Origin of the sequence: Paenibacillus camerounensis (assembly GCF_000723885.1) — a bacterium.
Taxonomy (GTDB): domain Bacteria; phylum Bacillota; class Bacilli; order Paenibacillales; family Paenibacillaceae; genus Paenibacillus_AQ; species Paenibacillus_AQ camerounensis.
Genome location: NZ_CCDG010000078.1, coordinates 92,229 through 112,989, shown reverse-complemented (window position 1 = coordinate 112,989; position 20,761 = coordinate 92,229). Strand labels below are relative to the sequence as shown.

The window sequence follows — 20,761 nt, the reverse complement described above, 5'->3', positions numbered from 1 at the left end:
CTGTAAGGCTACTCTTTACCGGACCATCCCGGTTTCAGACAACCGTGTCGCTGTGACAACATACCTGGCCAGTCCCGGGAACATCCGGGCCAGTCCGGGATAGAGACGGTTGGTTCTCGCAAAGGCCAGCTTTTGAATTCTCCGGGCCCGCTTAAGCAGCCGGGTGAACTCTTTATCCGCTTCTGCTGAATACCCCGTCTGCCATTCGTCATAGCTGATCCTTCCTTTGAGATACCGGTCCGTCCAGCCTGAGCAGATAAGGGAGGAGCGTAAGGCGATCGACATTCCGTCACCGCAGAGCGGCGGGATCATCAGCATAGCATCACCGACATGCGGAAATTCCGACCAAGGTTCAGGTGTGTCCGACAAGTGTAACGGGGCGATAGAGACCTGAGTTTCCGGTACAGGGGTTCCCTCTGCCAGCCTATCGTGCAGCCGGCGGTTCGACCGGGCTGCAGTCTGCAATATTTCCAGAACCGATTTGCCGCTTCCCTGAACGGAGTCCAGGGTCAGCAGTGCCGCAACATTCACCTTCCCCTCCTCGATCGGCGATAATCCGATGTAACCGCCCTCACAGAAGTACAGCTCTACCTGTTCAGGAATGGTTATCCCGCTGTAATGGGATTTGATTCCGATATAGACCGTCTCACCTCTGGTTCCTTGTGCGGCGGAGGCCACACCTCGCGGCTTCTTGGTTCCGTAGGCTCCGATAACAGCTCGGGCACGGTAGGTAACTTTACCTTCCCCCTGCCGTGTATCTACCTCGTACTGATAATTGTCAAGCTTACGGATACCGGTGACTACGGCTTTAGTTACAATTTCGGCCCCGGCCGATTGTGCTTTCTCATGTAGAATCCGGTCCAGCTCATAACGGCTGATTCCCGTTGCATTTCCCGGCAGCGGTGCACTGATCTCCCCGCCGTGGGGGAGAATGATGCAGGCGTTATGCATAATACCCGGGGCAGGTGTACGGCTTCCAAGATTGATGCCCAGCACCTCAAGCATTTCCTTTGTCTCCGGGGACATGAACTCCCCGCAGGTTTTGTGCCGGGGAAATGCCTGGCGGTCCAGCAGAAGGGTACGATGCCCCTGACGCGCCAGCTGAAGGGCACTGCTGCTGCCGGCAATACCCGCTCCGGCTATAATAACATCTATCTCCTGTATCATTGGCTGCTCACCTGCTTAGGAATTACCACTGAATAACGGAACAGCGGCTTCCAGGTATAGGTCATTGCATCTGCCTGAAGCTTATGCTTCAGCTCCTGCCAGTCTTCGCTCTTGAAGCCCTTGGCAACCGACAGCGGCCCGTCATGCCGGATGTACCGGTTACGCGAGATTATCCGGGTCATCACCCACACTGCCGTATAGGATACAGCATGCCGGTGAATATCATTGATAACTACACCGTATCTGGACGCTCTCCGCATGTGTGCCACCATATCCACCAGCTGCTCCCCGTCAAAATGATGCACGAACTGCGAGCCAGTTACAATATCCGCTGAGGCATCGGTAAGCTCCTGCAGATCTGCCCGCATCACATTTACCCGCGGCTCATCAAGGAATAGCTTTCTGGCTTCCTCGCAGGCCTCCTCTGTCATATCGACCAGCGTAATCCTCAGGTTAATTCCCAGCTTATCCGCCCATTGCAGCAGCTTCACATTCACATCACCAGAGCCGGCGCCAACATCCAGAATTGTCAGCTTATCCGGACGCCCGATGGCCTGCCAGAGCTTCTCCACCCCGTCCTTCGTCGGACCGGGTGCTGCAAATATCCGGTTTAGCCGCCGCAAGTGCTTCAGGGCTTCACGAAGCTCCTCCCCGCCCATGGAGAAATCATCCATCAGTTCATCTTCCTTGGCCCTGACAGATAAAGCTCTAAAAAATGGCATGGCCTGCCTCCTGATAAGACGGTGTATAAGCAGGAACATAGGTGAAGGACATAAGCTCAGCGGTCAGTCCCGGTCCGAAGGCCATGGCAACTCCTTCCTTCGCTGTCTCATTCCGGGCCTGCATGTCCCGGCGCATAGATTCAAGCACAAAGAGAATGGTGGCGGAAGACAGATTACCGGCTGTTCTTAAGATCTCCCGGCTGTAACGGGTCTGTTCATCGCTAAGGCTCATAACCCCCTGGACAGAATCAACGATCCCGCGTCCGCCGGGATGTATAGCCCAAAGATCCGGAAGCGGGTTCCCTCCAAGGAGCAGACCGAGCTCCGATTCCAGATGGGTTCCCAGCAGCTTCGGAATCCGCGGGGATAAGTAGAGGTCGAAGCCGGTATTGCCTACCTCCCAGGTCATATCCGCTGTAGAATCCGGGAGAAGCACGGAATAGCCTTTGCCCAGACTGAGACAATGCTTGTGGCGTGCCTCCGGCTCACCTATTACACAGGCAGCAGAAGCATCACCGAAGAATGACGCGGCAAACAATGCTTCCCGTTCCTTCACCGGCTGAAAATGAAGCGTACACAGCTCAACGCAGACAACAAGCACTCTGGAGCCGGGAGCCCCAAGTACAACATCACGGGCCATCTGGATTGCCTTTAGTCCGGCCGCACAGCCCTGAAATAGTAACGGAAGGCGGTTCACACGCGGAGACAGGCCCAGCTCTTGAATCAGCATCACATCAAGCCCCGGCAGGTATTGTCCTGTACAGCTGACAGTAATCAGATGGGTGATATCTCCTGGAGACTGATCCGCGTCCTGCAGCGATCTTTTGGCAGCTTCAAGAGCCAAGGGAGGCGCTTCCTGCTGATATTTGATCATCCGCTCTTCCGTTGTAGGAATATCCGTACTGTCTCCGGATGGCAAGTAACGGCAGGATTCCGCTGTGCCGATATAGCTGTCATCACAGGTATACCGGTTCTCCACACCACAGGATCTGAATACCCTCCTGGCGAAGCGGGCCAGCTCCGGCTTGTCCTGCAGTGACGAGGCGATCAGCTCGGCTACATCCGCCTGTGCAATCGAATACAGCGGCAGAGCCGTACCCATTCCGAGAATTGCTGCTCCGGTGTTACTGTTCGGTTGTGTCATTTGTCAGCCTCCGTTCATGTATTTTGGGTTGCATATGAATTAACAATGTTTACCCTGATCAGGCCTGTTATAATCCCCATTCATCCTAACCGCCAATTTCTATCTTGAAAATTCCCGGTTTATACTTTACTATGGTTTACACTATGTTAATAGTATCACCGTGTAAACCAAGGGAGGCTCCTACATGAGCAGCTTATCCAAGTCTGCCAAATTTCCGCTATTTATTTTAATGCTGAATCTCTTTATCGCTTTGCTGGGCCAAGGTATGGTCATCCCTATTCTTCCCGAATATCTGAAGCAGTTCAACGCTGCAGGAGCAGCTGCCGGCTATCTCATCGCCGCCTTTGGGGCGGCACAATTTATATTCTCCCCAATTGGCGGCCAGCTTTCTGACCGTCTTGGCCGCAAGCCTATGCTGATTGCCGGGCTGCTGCTGACTGTTGTGTCCGATCTCATGTTCGCTGTCGGAGACACGCTGACCCTTCTGTACATCGCCAGGTTTATCGGCGGAATTGGAGTCGGTATTATGGTTCCGGCTAATATGGCTTATGTTGCCGACATCACCACTCCGGACACCCGTGCCAAAGGAATGGGGTATCTGGGGGCTGCTATGAATCTGGGAATGGTCCTTGGCCCGGGACTAGGCGGGCTGATTGCAGAGCTCGGAATTCGGATTCCATATTTTTTTGCCGGAGGATTAGGCTTTATAGCGATGCTGCTCAGCTTCTTTATGCCTGAAACACTTCCCCAATCCTTGCGCACAGAAGCTAAGCCGGCTGGCTCACGGGATTCTATCCGCAGCATGCTTATGAGCTCCTTCCGAACCTCTTATTTCGGGTACCTGCTGCTCATCCTGATCATCACCTTTGGCTTGATGAACTATGAAACGGTATATGCGCTGTTTGTAGAACAGAAGTACGGCTATGATGCAGCACAAATATCTATTCTTATCACCGTCGGTGCTGTGATTGGCATCGTAGTCCAGGTGTGGCTGCTTGACCGGTTCATCAAGAAGCTCGGCGAAATGAAGCTCATCCGTATCTCACTCGTTATGACAGCCGCCGCCCTGCTGCTTATGATTGTTAAGGTGAATCTGGTGTACCTGCTGCTGGTATCAGGCCTGTTCTTTGCCTTTAACGCTTTTATGAGGCCGACATTAAGTACTCTTATCGCCAACTCTGCCGGGGACCGCCAGGGCTATGCGGCCGGCTTGACCACGACATATACAAGCATCGGAAGTATTCTCGGTCCGGTTATTGCAGGTCAGCTGTTTGACTGGCACATCTATATGCCTTACATTTTAGGAGCAATAATTCTGATGTCTGCACTCTTCTTAACCGCTCGCGCACCAATAATTAAACAGGAACGGACGGCTGCCCATGACTGACAACTGGCATATGAATCTCAAAAACAAAAACCGTGAAGACCTGATTGCAGCAGCAAAGGAGCTTTTTATCAAAGAAAGCTTTCTCAAAGTTAACGTTAAAGATATATGCAGCCTTGCAGGGATAAGCAGGGTGACCTTTTATAAGCATTTTCAGACAATGGATGAGCTGGTCTTTGAGGTACAGGTGGAAATTCTGGAGAATATGACCGGATCTATTCATAAAGCGTCTTCTGCCGGCATGAGCGGCAAAGAACAGCTTATCTTAATGCTGAATGCATGGATTGAATATGCTGCTGCTTATCCGGGTTACATCCGGTTCATTCTGCTGTTTGATCTGCATTATGAGGCCTATGAAACGGACCCGGCTCTTAAAGCTAAGTATGAAGCGTTTATTAGCCGTGAAAAGGAACAGCATTTTCTATTGCACGCGCTGGAGACAGGGATGAATGACCATTCGCTGCGGAAGGACCCTGCTCCGCTGGAGATCGCCCAGTTTATATTCACCTCAATGATCGCCCTGCTGCAGAAAATATGCCGGTCTGCCGGAAAGGAAGAGGAAGCCGGTCTGAAGGACATCCGGATGGCCCGCCGCTTTGCCGGGATGTTGATTGAGCATCTGAGTGCAGAAGAGATTCAGTGACACCCTTTGCCGATTCCGGTTTATACAAAACAGCTACAGCCCCGGACCCGAAGTAGCAGCGTCCTGGCCTGCAGCTGTTTTTTTAACATTCCTAGTACATACGTTCTTCGCCGGTTACCGGATTTTTGAAGGCAGATTCAACATCACTGCTTGTAAGCTCTTCTGCAAACTCCGGCTCACGCTTGCCTGCCCGCAGGACATCCGAATCTTTTTTTCCCGGCTTATCCTTCGTTACCGGTGTAGCCTTGGTCTGTTTAACCATAATGCACGCATCTCCTTTGAACCTAGTATTTGACCCCTATAGGTTTAGGCGCATTGCTGATTTTTATGCAGCAGCTTGTTAGGTCTGATTCAAAGATGATACTATTTCACTGAAGCAATCAAACCTAGATGCGGAGTGAGAACATGATCAGCATACTTGTGGCGGAAGATGATAAGCATGTCAGAAGACTGCTTGAAGCAGTATTGAAGCGAGAAGGCTACAACGTCTTTACAGCCGAGGATGGCCAGAAAGCACTGGATGTACTGGAGCAGCAGCACATTGATCTGATTATTCTGGATATTATGATGCCCAATATGGACGGCTATGCCTTTGCCTCAGAGGTCAGGGCAGCCGACAGCCAGATCCCGATTCTGATGGCGACTGCCAAGCATCTTCCTGAAGATAAGAAAAAAGGTTTCCGGCTGGGCACCGATGATTATATGACCAAGCCGGTCGATACGGAGGAAATGCTGCTGCGGATTCAGGCACTGCTGCGCCGTTCTCAGATTGCCACTGCCCGCAGGCTCACGGTCGGTAAGGTCATTCTGGATTATGAGTCGCTTACCGTGACCCGCGATGACGAACGGCAGACCCTGCCGCAAAAGGAATTTTACCTGCTCTACAAGCTGCTGTCCTATCCCGACCGGATTTTCACACGCATCCAGCTGATGGACGAAATCTGGGGCATGGACAATGAGAGTGCAGATACGACTGTGAATGTGCATATTAACCGGCTGCGGAAGCGTTTTGAAGCGTACCCCGAGTTTGAGCTCATATCTGTGCGCGGTCTCGGATACAAGGCGGTGAAGAGGCTTTGAGCAAATTAGGCAGTAAAATAGGCAAACGCCTGGGCAGCAGGCTCAGTCTGCCGCTTATCTTCTCCTTTGCGGTCTTCCTCATCTTCCTGGTCACAGTGATTGTAACTGGACTTCTGTTCTACCTTGCCGATGTGTTTGGACTGATCAATGAGCAGATTATTATGGACGGGACGCTTGTGCCCCTTTTGATATTGATCTCCTGCATCATTATCGGCACAGCCATATCTGCGTTCAGCAGCCGTAAAATGGTCAGATCCATCCGTACCTTTATCGATGCTACAGACCGGCTGGCCAGCGGAGACTTCTCCATGCGCCTCCAGCTTACAAGTCCGCCTGAATTCCGGATTCTGTCCGAGAACTTCAACCGGATGGCTGAGGAGCTGGGCGGGATTGAAATTCTGCGTACTGACTTTGTGAATAACTTCTCGCATGAATTCAAAACCCCGATTGTATCCATAAAGGGCTTTGCCGAAATGCTTAAGCACGACGACCTTCCCAAGGAGGAGCGGGATGAATATCTCGATATCGTCATTGAGGAATCAGCCCGGCTGGCAGCGCTTGCCTCGAACGTCCTGGAGTTAAGCAAAATTGAGACACAGAGCATCCTGACCGACAAAAGGCGGTTCAATGCCGGGGAGCAGATCCGTCAGTGCGTCCTGCTGCTTGCCGCCAAGTTTGAAAAAAAACAGCTTACCCTGAATGCGGATATTCATGATTATGAGCTGGAGGGCAATAAAGAGCTGCTGAACCAGGTCTGGCTCAACCTGCTGGACAATGCGACTAAGTTCACTCCGGAGGGCGGAGAAATTTCGATTCACATGAAAAAACAGCCTTCAGGCATCATTGTTACCTTCCGGGACAATGGAGCCGGAATCTCTGCGGAGGCCCTGCCGAAGGTATTCGATAAATTCTACCAGCAGGATACGTCCCACTCTACCGCCGGCAACGGCCTCGGGTTAACGATTGTCAGCACAATCGTCAACCTGCATGGCGGCACCATCACCTGTGACAGCATATTATCCCAAGGCACTGCATTTACTGTAACCCTGCCTGCTGCAGCCTGACTGAAGCCCTGAAGAACCGTTACGGTTCTTCAGGGCTTATTCTTGAATAATTATGTTCTAAGCTAAATATGGTTAAGCCGTTTCTGCTTGTATTCAGAAAAGTTAATGTTCAGTTTATCTTCCTCCGTTATGCTACTAGCAACATCACATAAAGGAGTAACGCTTATGATTAAACTGCTTAAGAACCTGGAAGCGAAAGAATGGGGCCTGTTCATCGTCAGTGTCCTGTTCATCGTTACCCAGGTATGGCTCGATCTGGAGCTGCCCGATTATATGAGCGATATTACCCGGCTGATCCAAACGCCCGGAAGTGAAATGAGTGAAATAATGGCTACCGGCGGCTGGATGCTGCTCTGTGCGCTGGGCAGTCTCGCCACCTCCATTATTGTTGCCGGAATCGCGGCCAAAATTGCCGCTAATTTCTCTGCCAGACTCCGTTCCAAACTATTCAACAAGGTCCAGTCCTTCTCCATGGAGGAAATCAACAGCTTTTCCACAGCAAGCCTAATAACCCGTTCAACGAATGACATCACTCAGGTACAGATGCTGATTGTCATCGGGCTGCAGCTGCTGATTAAGGCTCCGCTGCTTGCTGTATGGGCGATTCTCAAGATTACCGGCAAGAGCTGGGAGTGGTCGCTGGCTACAGGCACTGCTGTCGGCGTGCTGATCGTCATCGTCGGTATTTGTGTAGTGCTGGTGCTGCCAAAATTCCAGAAGCTGCAGGTGCTGACAGACAATCTGAACCGGGTAGCCAGAGAGAATCTGACCGGACTTCGTGTCATTCGCGCTTACAACGCCGAGAAATATCAGGAGGACAAATTCGGTGAGGCGAACAACGAGCTGACACGGACCAATCTATTCGCGAACAATGTGTTGTCGGCAATGATGCCGAGCATTACTCTGATCATGAGCGGTCTGAGCCTGGCGATATACTGGATCGGTGCGGTGATGATCCAGAATGCCGGTCCCGGCGCCAAAATGGGACTGTTCTCCGACATGATCGTCTTCTCCTCCTATGCCATGCAGGTCGTCATGGCCTTCATGATGCTGATTATCATCTTTATCCTAATGCCGCGTGCACATGTCTCAGCCAAGCGGATTAATGAGGTGCTGGATACACGCCCGAGCCTGACTGACGGCCAGCTTACCTCCTCCCCTTCCAGACATGCCGGTGAAGTGGAATTCCGTAATGTCAGCTTTAAATACCCGGATGCCGAGGATTATGTGCTGAAGGACATCAGCTTTACAGCCGCCAAAGGTGAAACCGTAGCGTTTATCGGTTCAACAGGCTGCGGCAAGAGCACCGTCGTCAACCTGATTCCGCGCTTCTTTGATGCTACCTCAGGAGAAGTCCTCGTCGGCGGCATTAATGTCAATCAATATGAACAGAGTGCACTGCGTAACAAAATGGGCTATGTTTCACAAAAAGCAGTCCTGTTCGGCGGTACCGTAACCTCCAATATTGCCTTCGGCGATAACGGGCGTGATCTGAATTCTGATGTCGTTGATGCCGTTTATACTTCGCAGGCTGCTGATTTTGTTGAGAAAATGGACGGCAGCTACGATGCGCATATTGCCCAGGGCGGAACCAACCTCTCCGGCGGACAGAAGCAGCGTTTATCCATTGCACGGGCCATTGCCCGCCGTCCGGAAATTCTGATTTTTGACGACTCTTTCTCGGCGCTTGATTACAAGACAGACCGCAAGCTGCGCAGTGAGCTGAAGAAGGAATCAAGCGGCACCACAATGCTGATTGTTGCTCAGCGGATTGGCACGATAAAGGATGCGGACAAGATCATCGTCCTGGAGGCCGGACAAATCGCCGGCATGGGAACCCATGATGAACTGATGGAATCCTGCAGCATTTATCAGGAAATTGCTTATTCACAGCTGTCGAAGGAGGAGCTTGCCTAATGAACAAGAAATCAGACCAGCCAAGCACCTGGAGCCGGCTGCTCCAATATTGCCGGTCTTATATTCCCGTCATTCTTATCGCGGTTATCAGCGCTGCCGCAGGTACGATTCTTACATTGCTCGGGCCGGACCAGCTCTCTGAGCTGACAGATCTGATCACTGCAGGTATCGCGGCCGGCATCGATCTGGATGCTATAGCCTCAATCGGATTTTTCCTGATATTCATCTATGCACTCAGTGCGGTTCTGTCTCTGGGACAAGGACTTATCATGTCAATGGTTACACAAAAGGTATCCAAAAGCCTGAGAAAAGACCTGTCACACAAAATGAACCGTCTGCCGATCTCCTACTATAATAAATCGACAACAGGTGATATTCTGTCCCGGGTTACAAATGACGTGGATACGATCGGACAGGCGCTGAACCAGAGTGTGGGCACGCTGGTTACTGCTGTAGCCCTGTTCGTCGGCTCGATGGTCATGATGTTCAAGACGAATGTGCTCATGACCTTCACCGCCATTGCTGCTACTGCAATCGGCTTCGGCCTGATGGCGGTAATCATGAAGAAATCACAGAAATACTTCCAGAGCCAGCAGGAATACCTCGGGAAGATCAACGGGCATGTCGAGGAGGTCTATACCGGCCATACTGTAGTAAAAGCCTACAACGGTGAGGCGCAGATGCGCGGAGCCTTTGATTCTCTGAACCAGTCACTGAAGCAGAGCGCCTTCAAAGCGCAGTTCCTTTCCGGCCTGATGATGCCGCTGATGACCTTTATCGGGAATCTCGGTTATGTGGCTGTCTGTGTCGTCGGTGCTGTCCTGGCGATCAACGGCTCAATCTCCTTCGGTGTGATTGTCGCCTTCATTCTATATGTCCGGTTCTTCACCCAGCCGCTGGCGCAAATGGCCCAGGCCGCACAGAACCTGCAGGCAGCTTCTGCTGCCAGCAAACGCGTATTTGAATTTCTGGATGCCGCAGAAATGGATAATGAGGAGCACAAGGACACCAGGCTGACCGCTGCTGAAGGCCATGTAGTCTTTGAGCATGTGCAGTTCGCCTATGAGGAAACCGATAAGCTGGTGATTAAGGACTTCTCCACCGAGGTGCATCCGGGCCAGAAGATTGCGATTGTTGGCCCGACCGGTGCCGGTAAAACGACACTGATTAACCTCCTGATCCGCTTCAATGAGCTGACCGGCGGGGAGATTAACATCGACGGCACTCCAATTAGCAGCTTGACCAGAGAGAACCTTCACGATCTTTTCTGTATGGTGCTGCAGGATACCTGGATGTTTGAAGGCACGGTAAGAGAAAATCTCATCTATAACAAAACTGGCGTGACCGATGCTGAAATGGAAGAAGCCTGCCGTTCTGTCGGGCTGCATCATTTCATTCAGACTTTGAGCAAGGGCTATGATACGGTATTGAACGACAAGGTTAATCTCTCGGCTGGCCAGAAGCAGCAGCTGACGATTGCCCGGGCAATGCTCAAGGATGCGCCGATGCTTATCCTCGATGAGGCAACCAGCTCCGTTGATACCCGTACAGAGCTGCTGATCCAGCAGGCGATGGACCAGCTGATGGAAGGCAGAACCTCGTTCGTCATCGCCCACAGGCTCTCAACCATCAAGAACGCCGATGTCATTCTGGTGCTGAAGGACGGCGACATACTGGAAAGCGGCAATCATCATGAGCTGCTTGCGAAGAACGGCTTCTATGCCGAGCTCTACAACAGCCAGTTTGAACAAGCCTCATAAGGGTTAGCTGTACGCAAATTTAAAGGGTGTCCCAAGACGGGACACCCTTTTGCTATGCTTATAGAATCGGAGACAGCAGCCTCGCAACCGCCTCTTTAAACTTCATCATCCTCGGCCGTGCTTCATAGCGTTCCAGTGTAAGCTCGGTACAGGACATGCTGTCCTTCAGAAACAGCTCGTGAAGCTCGCCGGCAATGCCTTCATCGCATACAAGTGCATTGACCTCGAAATTCAGGCGGAAGCTGCGGGTATCAATGTTCGTAGTGCCGACTGAGGCGATTTCCTGGTCTACAACTATGGTTTTGGCATGCATGAAGCCCTTCTCATACTGAAGGATTTTGACTCCATAGGGCAGCAGCTCACCGGCATGAGACAGTGTAGCCGGATAGACGAACATATGGTCAGGCTTGTTCGGGATCATAATCCGCACATCCACCCCGGAGAGCAGCGCTATTTTGCAGGCATCCATAAAGCTGGCGTCGGGTATAAAGTACGGCGTCTGAATATAAACACTTTTCTTGGCCGAGCCGATCAGCTTCAGATACATATTCTTCAGGTGCTCTGTCTGGGAATTGGGCCCGCTGGAGATAATCTGCACCACACTGCTGCCTGTATGCTTCTCCATCGGGAGAGGGAGCTGCTCAGACTCCTCTTCGCCCCGGGGCGCAGCCTTATTCCAGTCCAGCAGGAACCTGCCAAGAATCTGATTAACCGCGCCGCCCTTCATCCGGAAATGCGTATCGCGCCAGTAGCCCATTTTCTTGTCCAGTCCAAGGTATTCGTCACCGACATTGAACCCGCCGATATAGGCGATTTCGCCGTCAATAATACACAGCTTGCGGTGATTACGGTTATTAATCCGCAGATTAATCAGCCTGAACAGGGACGGGAAGAACACCTCCACCTTGCCCCCGTGATCTATCAGATCCTTGAAAAAAGCCCGTGAGGTCTGGCGCGAGCCGATCTCATCATAGAGCAGTCTCACCTTGACTCCTGCTTTTGCTTTGGCAGTCAGCTCTTCCCTCAGCCTGCGGCCAAGGTCATCCGGCTGAATAATATAATACTGTACATTGATTTCCTTCTTGGCATTACGGATATCCTGAAACATCGCATTGAATTTGGCTTCACCGTCATCGAAAATCTCAATTTCGTTGTCGGATGTAATAAGCGCGTTCGAGGAGCGCAAATTCATCTTAAGCAAATCCGCATACTTGGCGGTCAGCCCCCCCTGATAATCAACGGTCATCACCTGCTCATCAATGGCCGATTGCAGGTAGATCCTTTCTTCTGCGCTGAGCTCATAGAAGTTCCGCTTCTTGAGCTGTCTTCCGAAAAACACATAGAAGATAAATCCCCCTACAGGGATGAAAAACAGGACCATCAGCCAGGCCCAGGTGGACCCGATATCCCTGCGCTCGATGAAAACGACAACTCCGGCCAACAGGATATTAAGTAGTGTAATAATAGAAACGATTAGTGTAATAATGCTGCTCCAGTCCATTGTCTTGAGAGCCCCTTTCTGCTGCATATGATGCCCTGTCTTGTCCGGTATATTAAATTGTAGATATCCTTGCGGCTCCGGTCAATAACATTATGTGATAGCTATTAATAACCAAACAACCCCCTGCTCTAAGCATCAGCCTGGAGGGAGGGGGAATTTCAGTCTTTATATTCAGGAATCCTACAGTTTATTCCTCTTGGACAGCGTGGAATACATCTGCAAAAACCGGGTCACATACAGCTCCGGGTTCAGGTTGCGGCGGATATGCTGCTCCCCCTTCCTGCGGATTGAAGCTCTCAGCGGCTGGTCAAGCATCAGGGAGGCAGCGGCTGCAGCCGCTTCGGAGATTGAGCCCAGCCTGTATATTTTACCTGTCTGATTATGCATAACCAGCCTGCGTATCCCGTCAGAGTCTGTAGACAGAACCGGGCAGCGGCACAGCATGGCTTCCGCTACCGCATAACCGAAGCCCTCCAGAACCGAGGTCGAGCACAGCAGCCCTCCGGAGTCTCCGATGATGCTTAAATAATCAGCCATATGTTCATGCGCAACGTTAGAATACATTATCAGCCGGGAAGCGATTCCCGTCTCTGCTACAAATTGCTCGAAGGCTGCTTTCTCATCAGGGTCAAACAGCGTATCATCCTGGAACATCCACAAATACAATTCTGGCCGGACCTTCAACAGCTCAAGTCCGATCTGCAGAAATTCCCGCCAGTTCTTATTCGGCTGCAGCCGGCCCACCCAGGCAAGCACGGGATACTTCCGCGGCGGGTAGGCAGTGTACTCAAAGTTAACAAGCCCCACAGGGTCATCGAAGCAGTAATGCGGCATATCCGGCAGATGCTCCCGGAGCAGCTGCCGCAAATGGGCCGTCTCAGGGTATAGAAGAGCATCGGTATATTGCCTGATTCTTCCCGAGAAATCAGCGATAACCGCCCGGGCTTCCTCAATCCTTCCAAGCCCCTGCAATTCAAATACGAGCAGGCCGGAATACCCATGCCCGCGGATTCTTACGGCCAGTTCAATGTCTGTGCATACGATAATCAGATCGAAGGCATGGGCTGCCAGCAGATTAGCGAGTGCTTCATCACTGCGGATGATATGGACGGGGATATTCCGGATGTTCCTCTGCCCTTCACCCGGATGGGTGTATAGCAGATGACATTCAATACCTCGCGCAGCCAGAGCTTCACAGCGTACCCTGTTTAAGGTCTCCATTCCCCCGCTGGGATTGTAGAATGTGAATAATATCTTCATCGCTATCCCTCATTTCCCGCAGAATTATGCAGCATATTCAGCTGATACAGCTCCTGCAGCGCGTCCGTTTTAAACAGCTCATTGGTCAGCGACTGTTTGACTGAAGGGACCCCCCTGCTGCGGTAACCGATTCTCGAATGGTCCGGCGTATAGTAATTGGAGATGGAGGTTTCACCATTTTTTATAAGACCTGCCATCAGGTACTCAATATCCATATAAGAAATAAACAGCTCCGGGCCGAACAGCAGTGTATAGGGCGTGCTAACTCCCAGCAGCATCCGGTATAACGCATGCTGAACCGAAGCGCCCGGCAGCCAGGCAAATTCGGTTATAGGATGGCTGATTCCGGCTAATGCTGCGGAGGCCTGATTATCAGCGGACACATCGATAATCCGGAATATATAATTGCTGAATGTCTGTTCATATATATTCTCGAGTGCATAGTCATGATGCGGATCAGGCGCCTGCACGACGTACAGTATAGTCAAGACAGGCGGAATCCCGCGGCGGCCGCGGGCCTGCAGCCGGGTAAGATGAAAGGTATACCGCCATCTGCGGTGATTCTCCTTACTGGTTAACTGGGCAGAGACGCTGTGTGATGACTGAACCCGGTAATCCATCAGCTCTATCGGCAGAAACCGGATATCGCAGTGCTCCTCCAGCCGCAGCCAGTAATCATAATCCTCCACGGGCTGCATACGATAGCCGCCTGCTTGTCGTGCAGGCTCTGTCTTATACATGAATGAAACACCGATAATTGAAGAATCAAGCAGTTTAGCCTTGGGCTGTCCCTGATACTGCCGCAATGCCGCCAGCTTATGCTCATTGTCCAGCTGGACTCCGTCATTATCTATGCTTCTGAACGAGCTATAGACAAGACCGAGCTCAGGCGGGCCCTTAACGAGTGCTGCACGCAGCACCTCCAGAAAGGCGGGATCATAGACATTGTCGCTGGATACCCAGGTCAAATAGCGAATTTCGTTATCTCCAAGCAGAACATCAAACCCGGTATTCAGCGCGTGTGCCACTCCAGCATTTTCCGGATAAGAGATAATGAATACCCGCGGGTCGCCGGCAGAACAACGGCTAACCAGCGCCTCCATCTCCGGTGCCCCGTCAATGACAATGACCAGCCGGAATCCGCTGAAGGTCTGTTTCAGCACTGAATCCAGCGCCTGCCGCAGGAAATCCGGGTTCTGGATATACACCGGCATTACAACTCCAACATCCGCCAATCCTTCCGCCCCCTTTTTGAACAGCTTTATTATTAGTTTATTGCGGAATTGGCGGATTGCCTGTGTGAATAGCCCTTTGAGCATGCCAAAAATCCCCCGCAAAGGGAGGACTCTCATGGATGCCGCAAAAAAGGCAACCGTTGCGAATGCAAGACCGTATCCGCTGTAAGCGAAACTTAAAGCCTTTGCTAGATCGGCAGCGAGAAAGCAGGTATTTCTGTAAACTCTGACTGCAGTACCCGCTGTTCAATCACCAGGTTCCCTGACTCGTCCAGACCGTAGGATGAGAAGGCAACCACAGATAAGGAATCGGTATTGTCTATCTGAACTTCGTAGGCTACATTACCGGCAATATAAAATTCCCTGATATCGGAAGACAATGCTGGCACATTATAGCTGGAGACATAAATCGGGGTCAGCGTAAAGGTTGTCACAGGAACTGCAAAAATCTCAACCAGTATGGTTGCCGCCGCACTGCTCAGATTACGTGTACTTACCACGATGTAACTGGCTGCTGTTCCGGTCACACGGGTATTCGTAATGATTCCCGATGAATATGGCATCTTCATTCACTCCCTTCCTGTTTTCTATCATTCTATTCCTGCTATCACCGGCTGATTGAGTCAGAAGACTTGGTGAATATGCGGAATATCATGAATGTCTGCAAACCTATAATCAGAATCCGGCTAAGTACATAGGATGTAACTATGAAAAAGCGAAGGAAGGAGTGTGTGTATGACAAATTTTAATTTTGCAGTTACAAGCGGCGTCTTTCCTAAATTCGAACCCTCCATTGCCGTAAATCTTCTGCTGCCCCAAGTGATGATTGCAGTCGCAGTGGATAATACTTCAGGTGTGCCTTTGATTGGCTTATACCGGTCTTTGGATGGAGGAGCAAATTGGTCTAATCAATCGCTTCCTTTGCCCCCGGGCTTTACCGGTGCTGAAGCCCCGGTAGTCGCCTATGGTTTTCCTAATACCTTTGTAGTAACCTCCCATTGCTTTCCGGGTGAAACAGATGGGACTACCGTCATTTACAAATCTGTCGATAACGGTACCAGCTTCGGGTCCCCCGTTATCGTAAACAGCGGCTATGGTACTTATATCAATAATGATGAAACGAATGTAATTATTGATGTCGGCCAATCAAGTCCCTATCTTGGCAATATCTATGTATCCTATAATCACCAGTTTAATGTAGATAATGGAGGAAGCTCTACAGCCTTTTTTAGCCGCTCACAGGATGGCGGGATCACCTGGAACCAGCCTATTGTTCTTTCCAGTATAGCCGATCAGGTAGAGCGGCCTGATGTCGCATTTGATTTGACCGGCAATGTGTACGGGGCATGGATTACTACGAATCTCCCCTCCCGGTTCATGGTCAGACTTTCTAGAGATGGCGGTTCTTCCTTCGGCAATGCAGTGCTCGTGTCACTGGTTACCCCCGTACCGACTGTGCTCCCTGTTACAGGTTACGCTTTTCGGGTGCTGACCTTTGCCAACGTATCCACCGACCGCTCCAGCGGGCAGTTCAGCGGCCGTGCTTATGCCGTATGGCAGGATTTCCGCCAAGGATATTCCGATATCCTGATGTCCTTTTCTGACGATACGGGAACGACCTGGTCCGATCCGCTAAGTATTACGGGGGCACCTGCAGGTTCCCAGAATTTCTTCCCGGCAATAGATGTAGATCCTCTGCTTGGCGTAGTCAATATTATTTATTACAGCAATCAGATTGACGGCTTCCTGTTGGATGTATACGTAGCCCGCTCCATTAACGGCGGGCAGAACTTTACCAATACACGGATTACCAATACTTCTTTTAGTCCTAATGCAGGCAGCCCGACACCTGTAACAGTTATAGGAGATTATATCGACATTATATCTGTACCGCCCGGCGGCTACATCGGCGTATGGACAGACACCAGCACCGGTGCACAAAATATTGTTGCGGGTTACTCCAACATTGTAATTACATGAGCACATACCCACAGCCAAGAAGACCGCACAGCAGGCAGCACGGTCTTCTTGGCTGTTATAGCATCATCTTCTGATTATTGTCCTGATAAGCCTTCAACCACTTTATCGATATTCCACTTCATCATACCCAGGTAGGTATCTCCTTCTTCACCTTCCTTGGCTAATGAATCCGTAAAGATCTTGGAGTGAACAGGAACTCCTGTTTCGGCGGAAATCGTCTCCATGGTTTTCGGATTGACACTTGTCTCCAGGAACAGTGCAGGAATACTGTTGTCTTCAATAATTCCGATAATCCGCTTCATTTGCTCCGGTGTTCCCTGACTGTCGGTATTGATCTCCCAGATGAAGGCGGATTCCAGCCCGTATGCCTTTGAAAAATATTTAAACGCCCCTTCACTTGTCACCAGAATACGCTTATCCTGCGGAATCTGCTGTACAGCCTCCTTTGCATACTGATCCAGCTCATTCAGCTCTTGTACATAAGCCTCCTGATTGCTGAGATAGTATTCTTCGTTATCCGGGTCGGCTGCGATCAGCCGTGTGGTAAGGACCTCGGCATAACGGACTCCGTTCTGCAGATCGAGCCAGGCGTGGGGATCAACCTGCGTTTCTTTGCCTTTTTCCGTCAGATAGATTGGTGCCACCTCATCCGTCAGTGCAAACGAAACCTCTGTTTTGTTCGTCACAGCAAGCAGATCCTGGAACCAGCCCTTGCCTGTCTCCAGATTCAAGCCGTTATAGAAGATCAGGTCTGCTCCCGAAACCTTGCCGGAGTCAGCAGGCAGCGGATCATACATATGAGGGTCCGTTCCGACAGGTACAAGACTGTAAACCTCCGCTTTATCACCGGCAATATTTCTTGCCATATCCGCGATGATAGAATAAGTCGCTACAATCTGCAGCTTATCCTCCCCCCCTCCCCCAGTGGCAGTATTAGTATTTGAATTAGAGCAGGCGGCAAGCAGCAGAAGCAGCAAGGACAGCGGAAGCAGCAGTATTTTTTTCATTTGGTTTTCAATCCTTTCCCCAGGAAATTGTTTTTAGGCGATAAAATAAAGGAGATCACAAACAGTGCCATTCCGGTCAGGACAATTGTGGCGCTAGTAGGCAGGTTATAACGGAAGCTAAGGATTACACCCGCTATCCCGGATACCGCCCCGGCTGCCGAAGCCAGCACAATCATGTGAAACAGCGTCTTCGTCCATAAATACGAGGTGGCTGCCGGTATGACCAGCATCGCAATAACCAGGACAATCCCGACCTGAGATAAGGAGGATACCGTCACTACCGACAGGAGTGTCATCAGCAGATAATGATAAAAGCCTGTTCTCAGTCCATAGGCCTTGGCGACCACCGGGTCAAAGGAGCTGATCAGCAGCTCTTTGTACAGCAGGGTAATAATTGCGATAACCACCAGCATGATGATAAAGGACTGGGTCAGCTCCGACTGCGGAACTGCAAGAATATTGCCGAACAGAATGTGAGTCAGGTCCAGGCCGCTTCTTGCAAAGGTAATCAGGACAATGCCGAGTGCAAAAAAGGAGCTGAGAATGATGCCGATTGAGGTATCGCTTTTAATATTGCTGCGGCTGGTTATAAATTGAATCAGAATGGCTGCCAGCAGGCCGAACAGAGATGCGCCCAGCAGAATGTTGATCCCCAGAATATACGACAGTGCCACTCCGGGAAGGACAGCATGGGATAAGGCGTCACCCATCAGCGACATTTTGCGGAGTACGATAAAGCTGCCCAGCACCCCCGACACAATACCCAGAATCACCGCAGACAACCCGGCATTAAGAGCATAGACCGGAATATCCAGCCAGCCCGATAGAGCATTAATCATGGCCGTCACCTGCCCCTTTGATAATGACATTGCCAAGGGAAGCCCCATACGCGCTGCGGATATTCTCAGTTGTAAAGGTGTCTTTCACATCTCCAAAAGCAATCAGTTTTTTGTTGAGAATAATAATTTTGTCAAAATAGTCCTCGACCTCATGAAGGTCATGATGCACAACCAGTACTGTCTTGCCTTCTTCACGGAGCTGCTTCAGCAGCTTGACGATGATGGTCTCACTGACCAGATCAATCCCGACGAACGGTTCATCCAGAAAAAAGAGCTCTGCCTGCTGGGCGAGCGCCCTGGCTATAAAGACCCGCTGCAGCTGGCCCCCCGACAGATTACTGATCTGCCTGTTCGCCAGATCACTGATATCCACCATAGCCATACAACGTTCCGCGGTCTCCATTTCTTTCTTGCCTGGACGCCGGAACAGCTTTAAGCCCGGATAAGTTCCGGTCAGCACTGTGTTGCGTACCGTGATCGGAAAGGTCAGGTCAATATCATTTTTTTGAGGGACATAGGCAATACGCCTTTTCCAGCCGGATATGTCCGCCCCCTCTATCTTTACGGAGCCGCTCCGTTTTTTGACAACCTCCAGCAGCGCCTTGATAAAGGTTGATTTACCCGCGCCGTTTGGCCCGATGATGCCGACTGAATAACCCAAAGGGATGTTCAGATCTATGCTCTCCAGCACCGGATTGCCGAAATAATCCACGTTTAAATTGTTGATCTCAATCACAGTATCGTCTCCTGTCTCCACATGGACAACTTTCTTTATAATTGTTAACTTTCTTTCTTTATACAACATTTGTTTCCCTAAAGAAACTTTTATTCTTAGGTACAATATATTTAACCCAGAGAAAAATGTCAATGTTATTTTATTTTTTTCTAAATAATCTCCATAAAGGGCAAGCACATAATTCTGCTCAGCACAAAAAGCCCAGACCGTCTGTTTGGCGGCTGAGCTTTCAGGTATTAGAACAGGTGCGGGATTATCCCATCTTGATCACGGCCTTAACCACTTCTTCTTTGTTATCGATTACATAGTCGAACGCCTTTTGAGACTCCTCGAAGCTGAACTCGTGTGTAACGATGCCTTTGACATCGATTTTTCCGCCTGAAATCGCGCCGATCGCGGCAGGATAGAGGTTGCGGTAGCGAAAGACCGACTTTATATCCGCCTCCTTGAACATAATCTGCATGAAATCAAAGTCTATGATATCCTTGGCCGCAAGGCCAACAAGTACTATACTGCCGCCCCGTTTGACGAGGTAAGGCGTCTGTTTGACCGTATGCTCACTGCCGGCCGTTTCGATCACTTTATCCATGCCTGCTCCATCTGTCAGTTCAGCGATTACCTGGAGCACATCCTCCTCTCTTGCATTGATAACCTGTGTGGCACCCAGGCGCTTGGCCGCTTCCAGCCGTTTCCCGATAATGTCCACCACGACGATATCCGTAGCCCCGAAGGCTTTGCAGGCCAGCAGTGTGACAAGCCCGATACAGCCTGCGCCCAGAATTACGACACGGTCACCAAGCCGGATGCCGCCTTGCGCTGCTGCATGCAATCCCACAGAAAGCGGTTCAACCAGTGCTCCTTCTTCCGATGACACGTTGTCCGGCAGCTTAAACGCCATATTTTCCGGGAATGCGATATAATCCATCAGACAGCCGTGGTAAGGGGGAGTTGCCAGGAATTTGACATCAGGACACAGATTATATTTACCGCTCCTGCAGAACTCGCATTGGCCGCAGGTAATTCCAGGCTCCAGCGCTACCCGGTCTCCGATCTTGAGATGCTTCACCCCGGGGCCAAGCTCAACCACCCTGCCTGCGCATTCATGACCCAGGATGAAATCTCCCTCAACCACAAAATCTCCAATCCGGCCATGCTCCAGATAATGCACATCCGAACCGCAAATCCCAACATATTCCAGTTTGACAATAACCTCGCCATCAGCTGGCACCGGCAGCTCTATTTCTCTCATTTCCATTTTCTTTAGTTCGGTCATATAAAAGGCTCTGTTCTTCATTATGGTATCTCCTCCCGTAATTAGCCTG

General features: G+C 50.8%; 19 protein-coding genes. 7 read left to right on the top strand and 12 right to left on the bottom strand.

Going from position 1 to position 20,761, the window contains the following annotated elements; all coding sequences use genetic code 11:
* Window positions 1–15: 15 nt before the first annotated feature.
* From BN3772_RS25815 to BN3772_RS25805, 3 genes are read right to left on the bottom strand one after another with little or no spacing between them, the layout of a single operon-like run.
* Complete coding sequence (locus BN3772_RS25815; protein ID WP_042203190.1) at window positions 16–1,167, bottom strand: NAD(P)/FAD-dependent oxidoreductase; 1,152 nt, start codon at window positions 1,165–1,167, stop codon at window positions 16–18.
* Window positions 1,164–1,889: a methyltransferase domain-containing protein gene (locus BN3772_RS25810; RefSeq protein WP_042203189.1), complete on the bottom strand. Its 726-nt coding sequence runs from the start codon at window positions 1,887–1,889 to the stop codon at window positions 1,164–1,166. Before BN3772_RS25810 ends, BN3772_RS25815 begins: the two co-directional genes overlap by 4 nt.
* Window positions 1,876–3,033: a type III polyketide synthase gene (locus BN3772_RS25805; RefSeq protein ID WP_042203188.1), complete on the bottom strand. Its 1,158-nt coding sequence runs from the start codon at window positions 3,031–3,033 to the stop codon at window positions 1,876–1,878. Before BN3772_RS25805 ends, BN3772_RS25810 begins: the two co-directional genes overlap by 14 nt.
* Window positions 3,034–3,217: 184 nt before the next feature.
* Here BN3772_RS25805 and BN3772_RS25800 point away from each other — a divergent pair, with 184 nt between their 5' ends.
* Window positions 3,218–4,420, top strand: a complete 1,203-nt coding sequence (locus BN3772_RS25800; protein ID WP_042203187.1) for an MFS transporter — start codon at window positions 3,218–3,220, stop codon at window positions 4,418–4,420.
* Window positions 4,413–5,060 carry a TetR/AcrR family transcriptional regulator gene (locus tag BN3772_RS25795; protein ID WP_042203186.1) on the top strand — a complete coding sequence of 216 codons (648 nt, stop codon included), beginning with the start codon at window positions 4,413–4,415 and terminating at the stop codon, window positions 5,058–5,060. The genes BN3772_RS25800 and BN3772_RS25795 overlap by 8 nt, the downstream gene beginning before the upstream one ends.
* 91 nt (window positions 5,061–5,151) lie before the next feature.
* Here the strand turns inward: BN3772_RS25795 and BN3772_RS30780 are convergent, their stop codons facing one another.
* Window positions 5,152–5,322 (bottom strand): hypothetical protein, encoded by a 171-nt coding sequence (locus tag BN3772_RS30780; protein WP_157643654.1) that lies wholly within the window; start codon window positions 5,320–5,322, stop codon window positions 5,152–5,154.
* Window positions 5,323–5,465: 143 nt separating this feature from the next.
* On the opposite strand from BN3772_RS30780, the gene BN3772_RS25790 reads away from it, so the two are divergent.
* The 4 genes from BN3772_RS25790 to BN3772_RS25775 all read left to right on the top strand — a co-directional run bounded on the left by BN3772_RS25790 (window position 5,466) and on the right by BN3772_RS25775 (window position 10,881).
* Entirely contained in the window at window positions 5,466–6,140 is a 675-nt protein-coding gene (locus tag BN3772_RS25790) for a response regulator transcription factor (RefSeq protein WP_042203185.1), read from the top strand.
* Window positions 6,137–7,204 carry a sensor histidine kinase gene (locus BN3772_RS25785; RefSeq protein ID WP_209443708.1) on the top strand — a complete coding sequence of 356 codons (1,068 nt, stop codon included), beginning with the start codon at window positions 6,137–6,139 and terminating at the stop codon, window positions 7,202–7,204. The genes BN3772_RS25790 and BN3772_RS25785 overlap by 4 nt, the downstream gene beginning before the upstream one ends.
* 165 nt (window positions 7,205–7,369) lie before the next feature.
* The gene (locus BN3772_RS25780) at window positions 7,370–9,121 is read left to right on the top strand and encodes an ABC transporter ATP-binding protein (RefSeq protein ID WP_042203184.1); all 1,752 of its coding nucleotides are present in this window, start codon (window positions 7,370–7,372) and stop codon (window positions 9,119–9,121) included.
* A complete protein-coding gene (locus BN3772_RS25775) occupies window positions 9,121–10,881 on the top strand; it encodes an ABC transporter ATP-binding protein (protein WP_042203183.1) in 1,761 nt (586 codons plus the stop codon). The genes BN3772_RS25780 and BN3772_RS25775 overlap by 1 nt, the downstream gene beginning before the upstream one ends.
* Window positions 10,882–10,939: 58 nt before the next feature.
* Here the strand turns inward: BN3772_RS25775 and cls are convergent, their stop codons facing one another.
* From cls to BN3772_RS25755, 4 genes are all read right to left on the bottom strand, one after another.
* A complete protein-coding gene (cls, locus tag BN3772_RS25770; protein WP_042203182.1) occupies window positions 10,940–12,382 on the bottom strand; it encodes a cardiolipin synthase in 1,443 nt (480 codons plus the stop codon).
* A gap of 180 nt (window positions 12,383–12,562) precedes the next feature.
* On the bottom strand, window positions 12,563–13,642 hold the full coding sequence (locus tag BN3772_RS25765) for a glycosyltransferase family 4 protein (protein WP_042203181.1): 1,080 nt from the start codon (window positions 13,640–13,642) through the stop codon (window positions 12,563–12,565).
* A 2-nt stretch (window positions 13,643–13,644) separates the two neighbouring features.
* Window positions 13,645–14,877 carry a glycosyltransferase family 2 protein gene (locus BN3772_RS25760; protein ID WP_042203260.1) on the bottom strand — a complete coding sequence of 411 codons (1,233 nt, stop codon included), beginning with the start codon at window positions 14,875–14,877 and terminating at the stop codon, window positions 13,645–13,647.
* Window positions 14,878–15,065: 188 nt separating this feature from the next.
* Window positions 15,066–15,446, bottom strand: coding sequence for a hypothetical protein (locus BN3772_RS25755; RefSeq protein WP_052380695.1), 381 nt, complete (start codon window positions 15,444–15,446; stop codon window positions 15,066–15,068).
* A gap of 166 nt (window positions 15,447–15,612) precedes the next feature.
* Here BN3772_RS25755 and BN3772_RS25750 point away from each other — a divergent pair, with 166 nt between their 5' ends.
* Complete coding sequence (locus tag BN3772_RS25750; RefSeq protein WP_042203180.1) at window positions 15,613–16,857, top strand: sialidase family protein; 1,245 nt, start codon at window positions 15,613–15,615, stop codon at window positions 16,855–16,857.
* 74 nt (window positions 16,858–16,931) lie between these two features.
* On the opposite strand, the gene BN3772_RS25745 is transcribed toward BN3772_RS25750, so the two are convergent.
* The 4 genes from BN3772_RS25745 to BN3772_RS25730 form a co-directional block, all read right to left on the bottom strand.
* Window positions 16,932–17,864: a metal ABC transporter substrate-binding protein gene (locus BN3772_RS25745; RefSeq protein ID WP_042203179.1), complete on the bottom strand. Its 933-nt coding sequence runs from the start codon at window positions 17,862–17,864 to the stop codon at window positions 16,932–16,934.
* A complete protein-coding gene (locus BN3772_RS25740) occupies window positions 17,861–18,703 on the bottom strand; it encodes a metal ABC transporter permease (protein WP_042203178.1) in 843 nt (280 codons plus the stop codon). The genes BN3772_RS25745 and BN3772_RS25740 overlap by 4 nt, the downstream gene beginning before the upstream one ends.
* Complete coding sequence (locus BN3772_RS25735; RefSeq protein WP_280114399.1) at window positions 18,696–19,436, bottom strand: metal ABC transporter ATP-binding protein; 741 nt, start codon at window positions 19,434–19,436, stop codon at window positions 18,696–18,698. Before BN3772_RS25735 ends, BN3772_RS25740 begins: the two co-directional genes overlap by 8 nt.
* 256 nt (window positions 19,437–19,692) lie before the next feature.
* Window positions 19,693–20,733, bottom strand: coding sequence for an NAD(P)-dependent alcohol dehydrogenase (locus BN3772_RS25730; RefSeq protein ID WP_042203176.1), 1,041 nt, complete (start codon window positions 20,731–20,733; stop codon window positions 19,693–19,695).
* Between the last annotated feature and the right edge of the window lie 28 nt (window positions 20,734–20,761).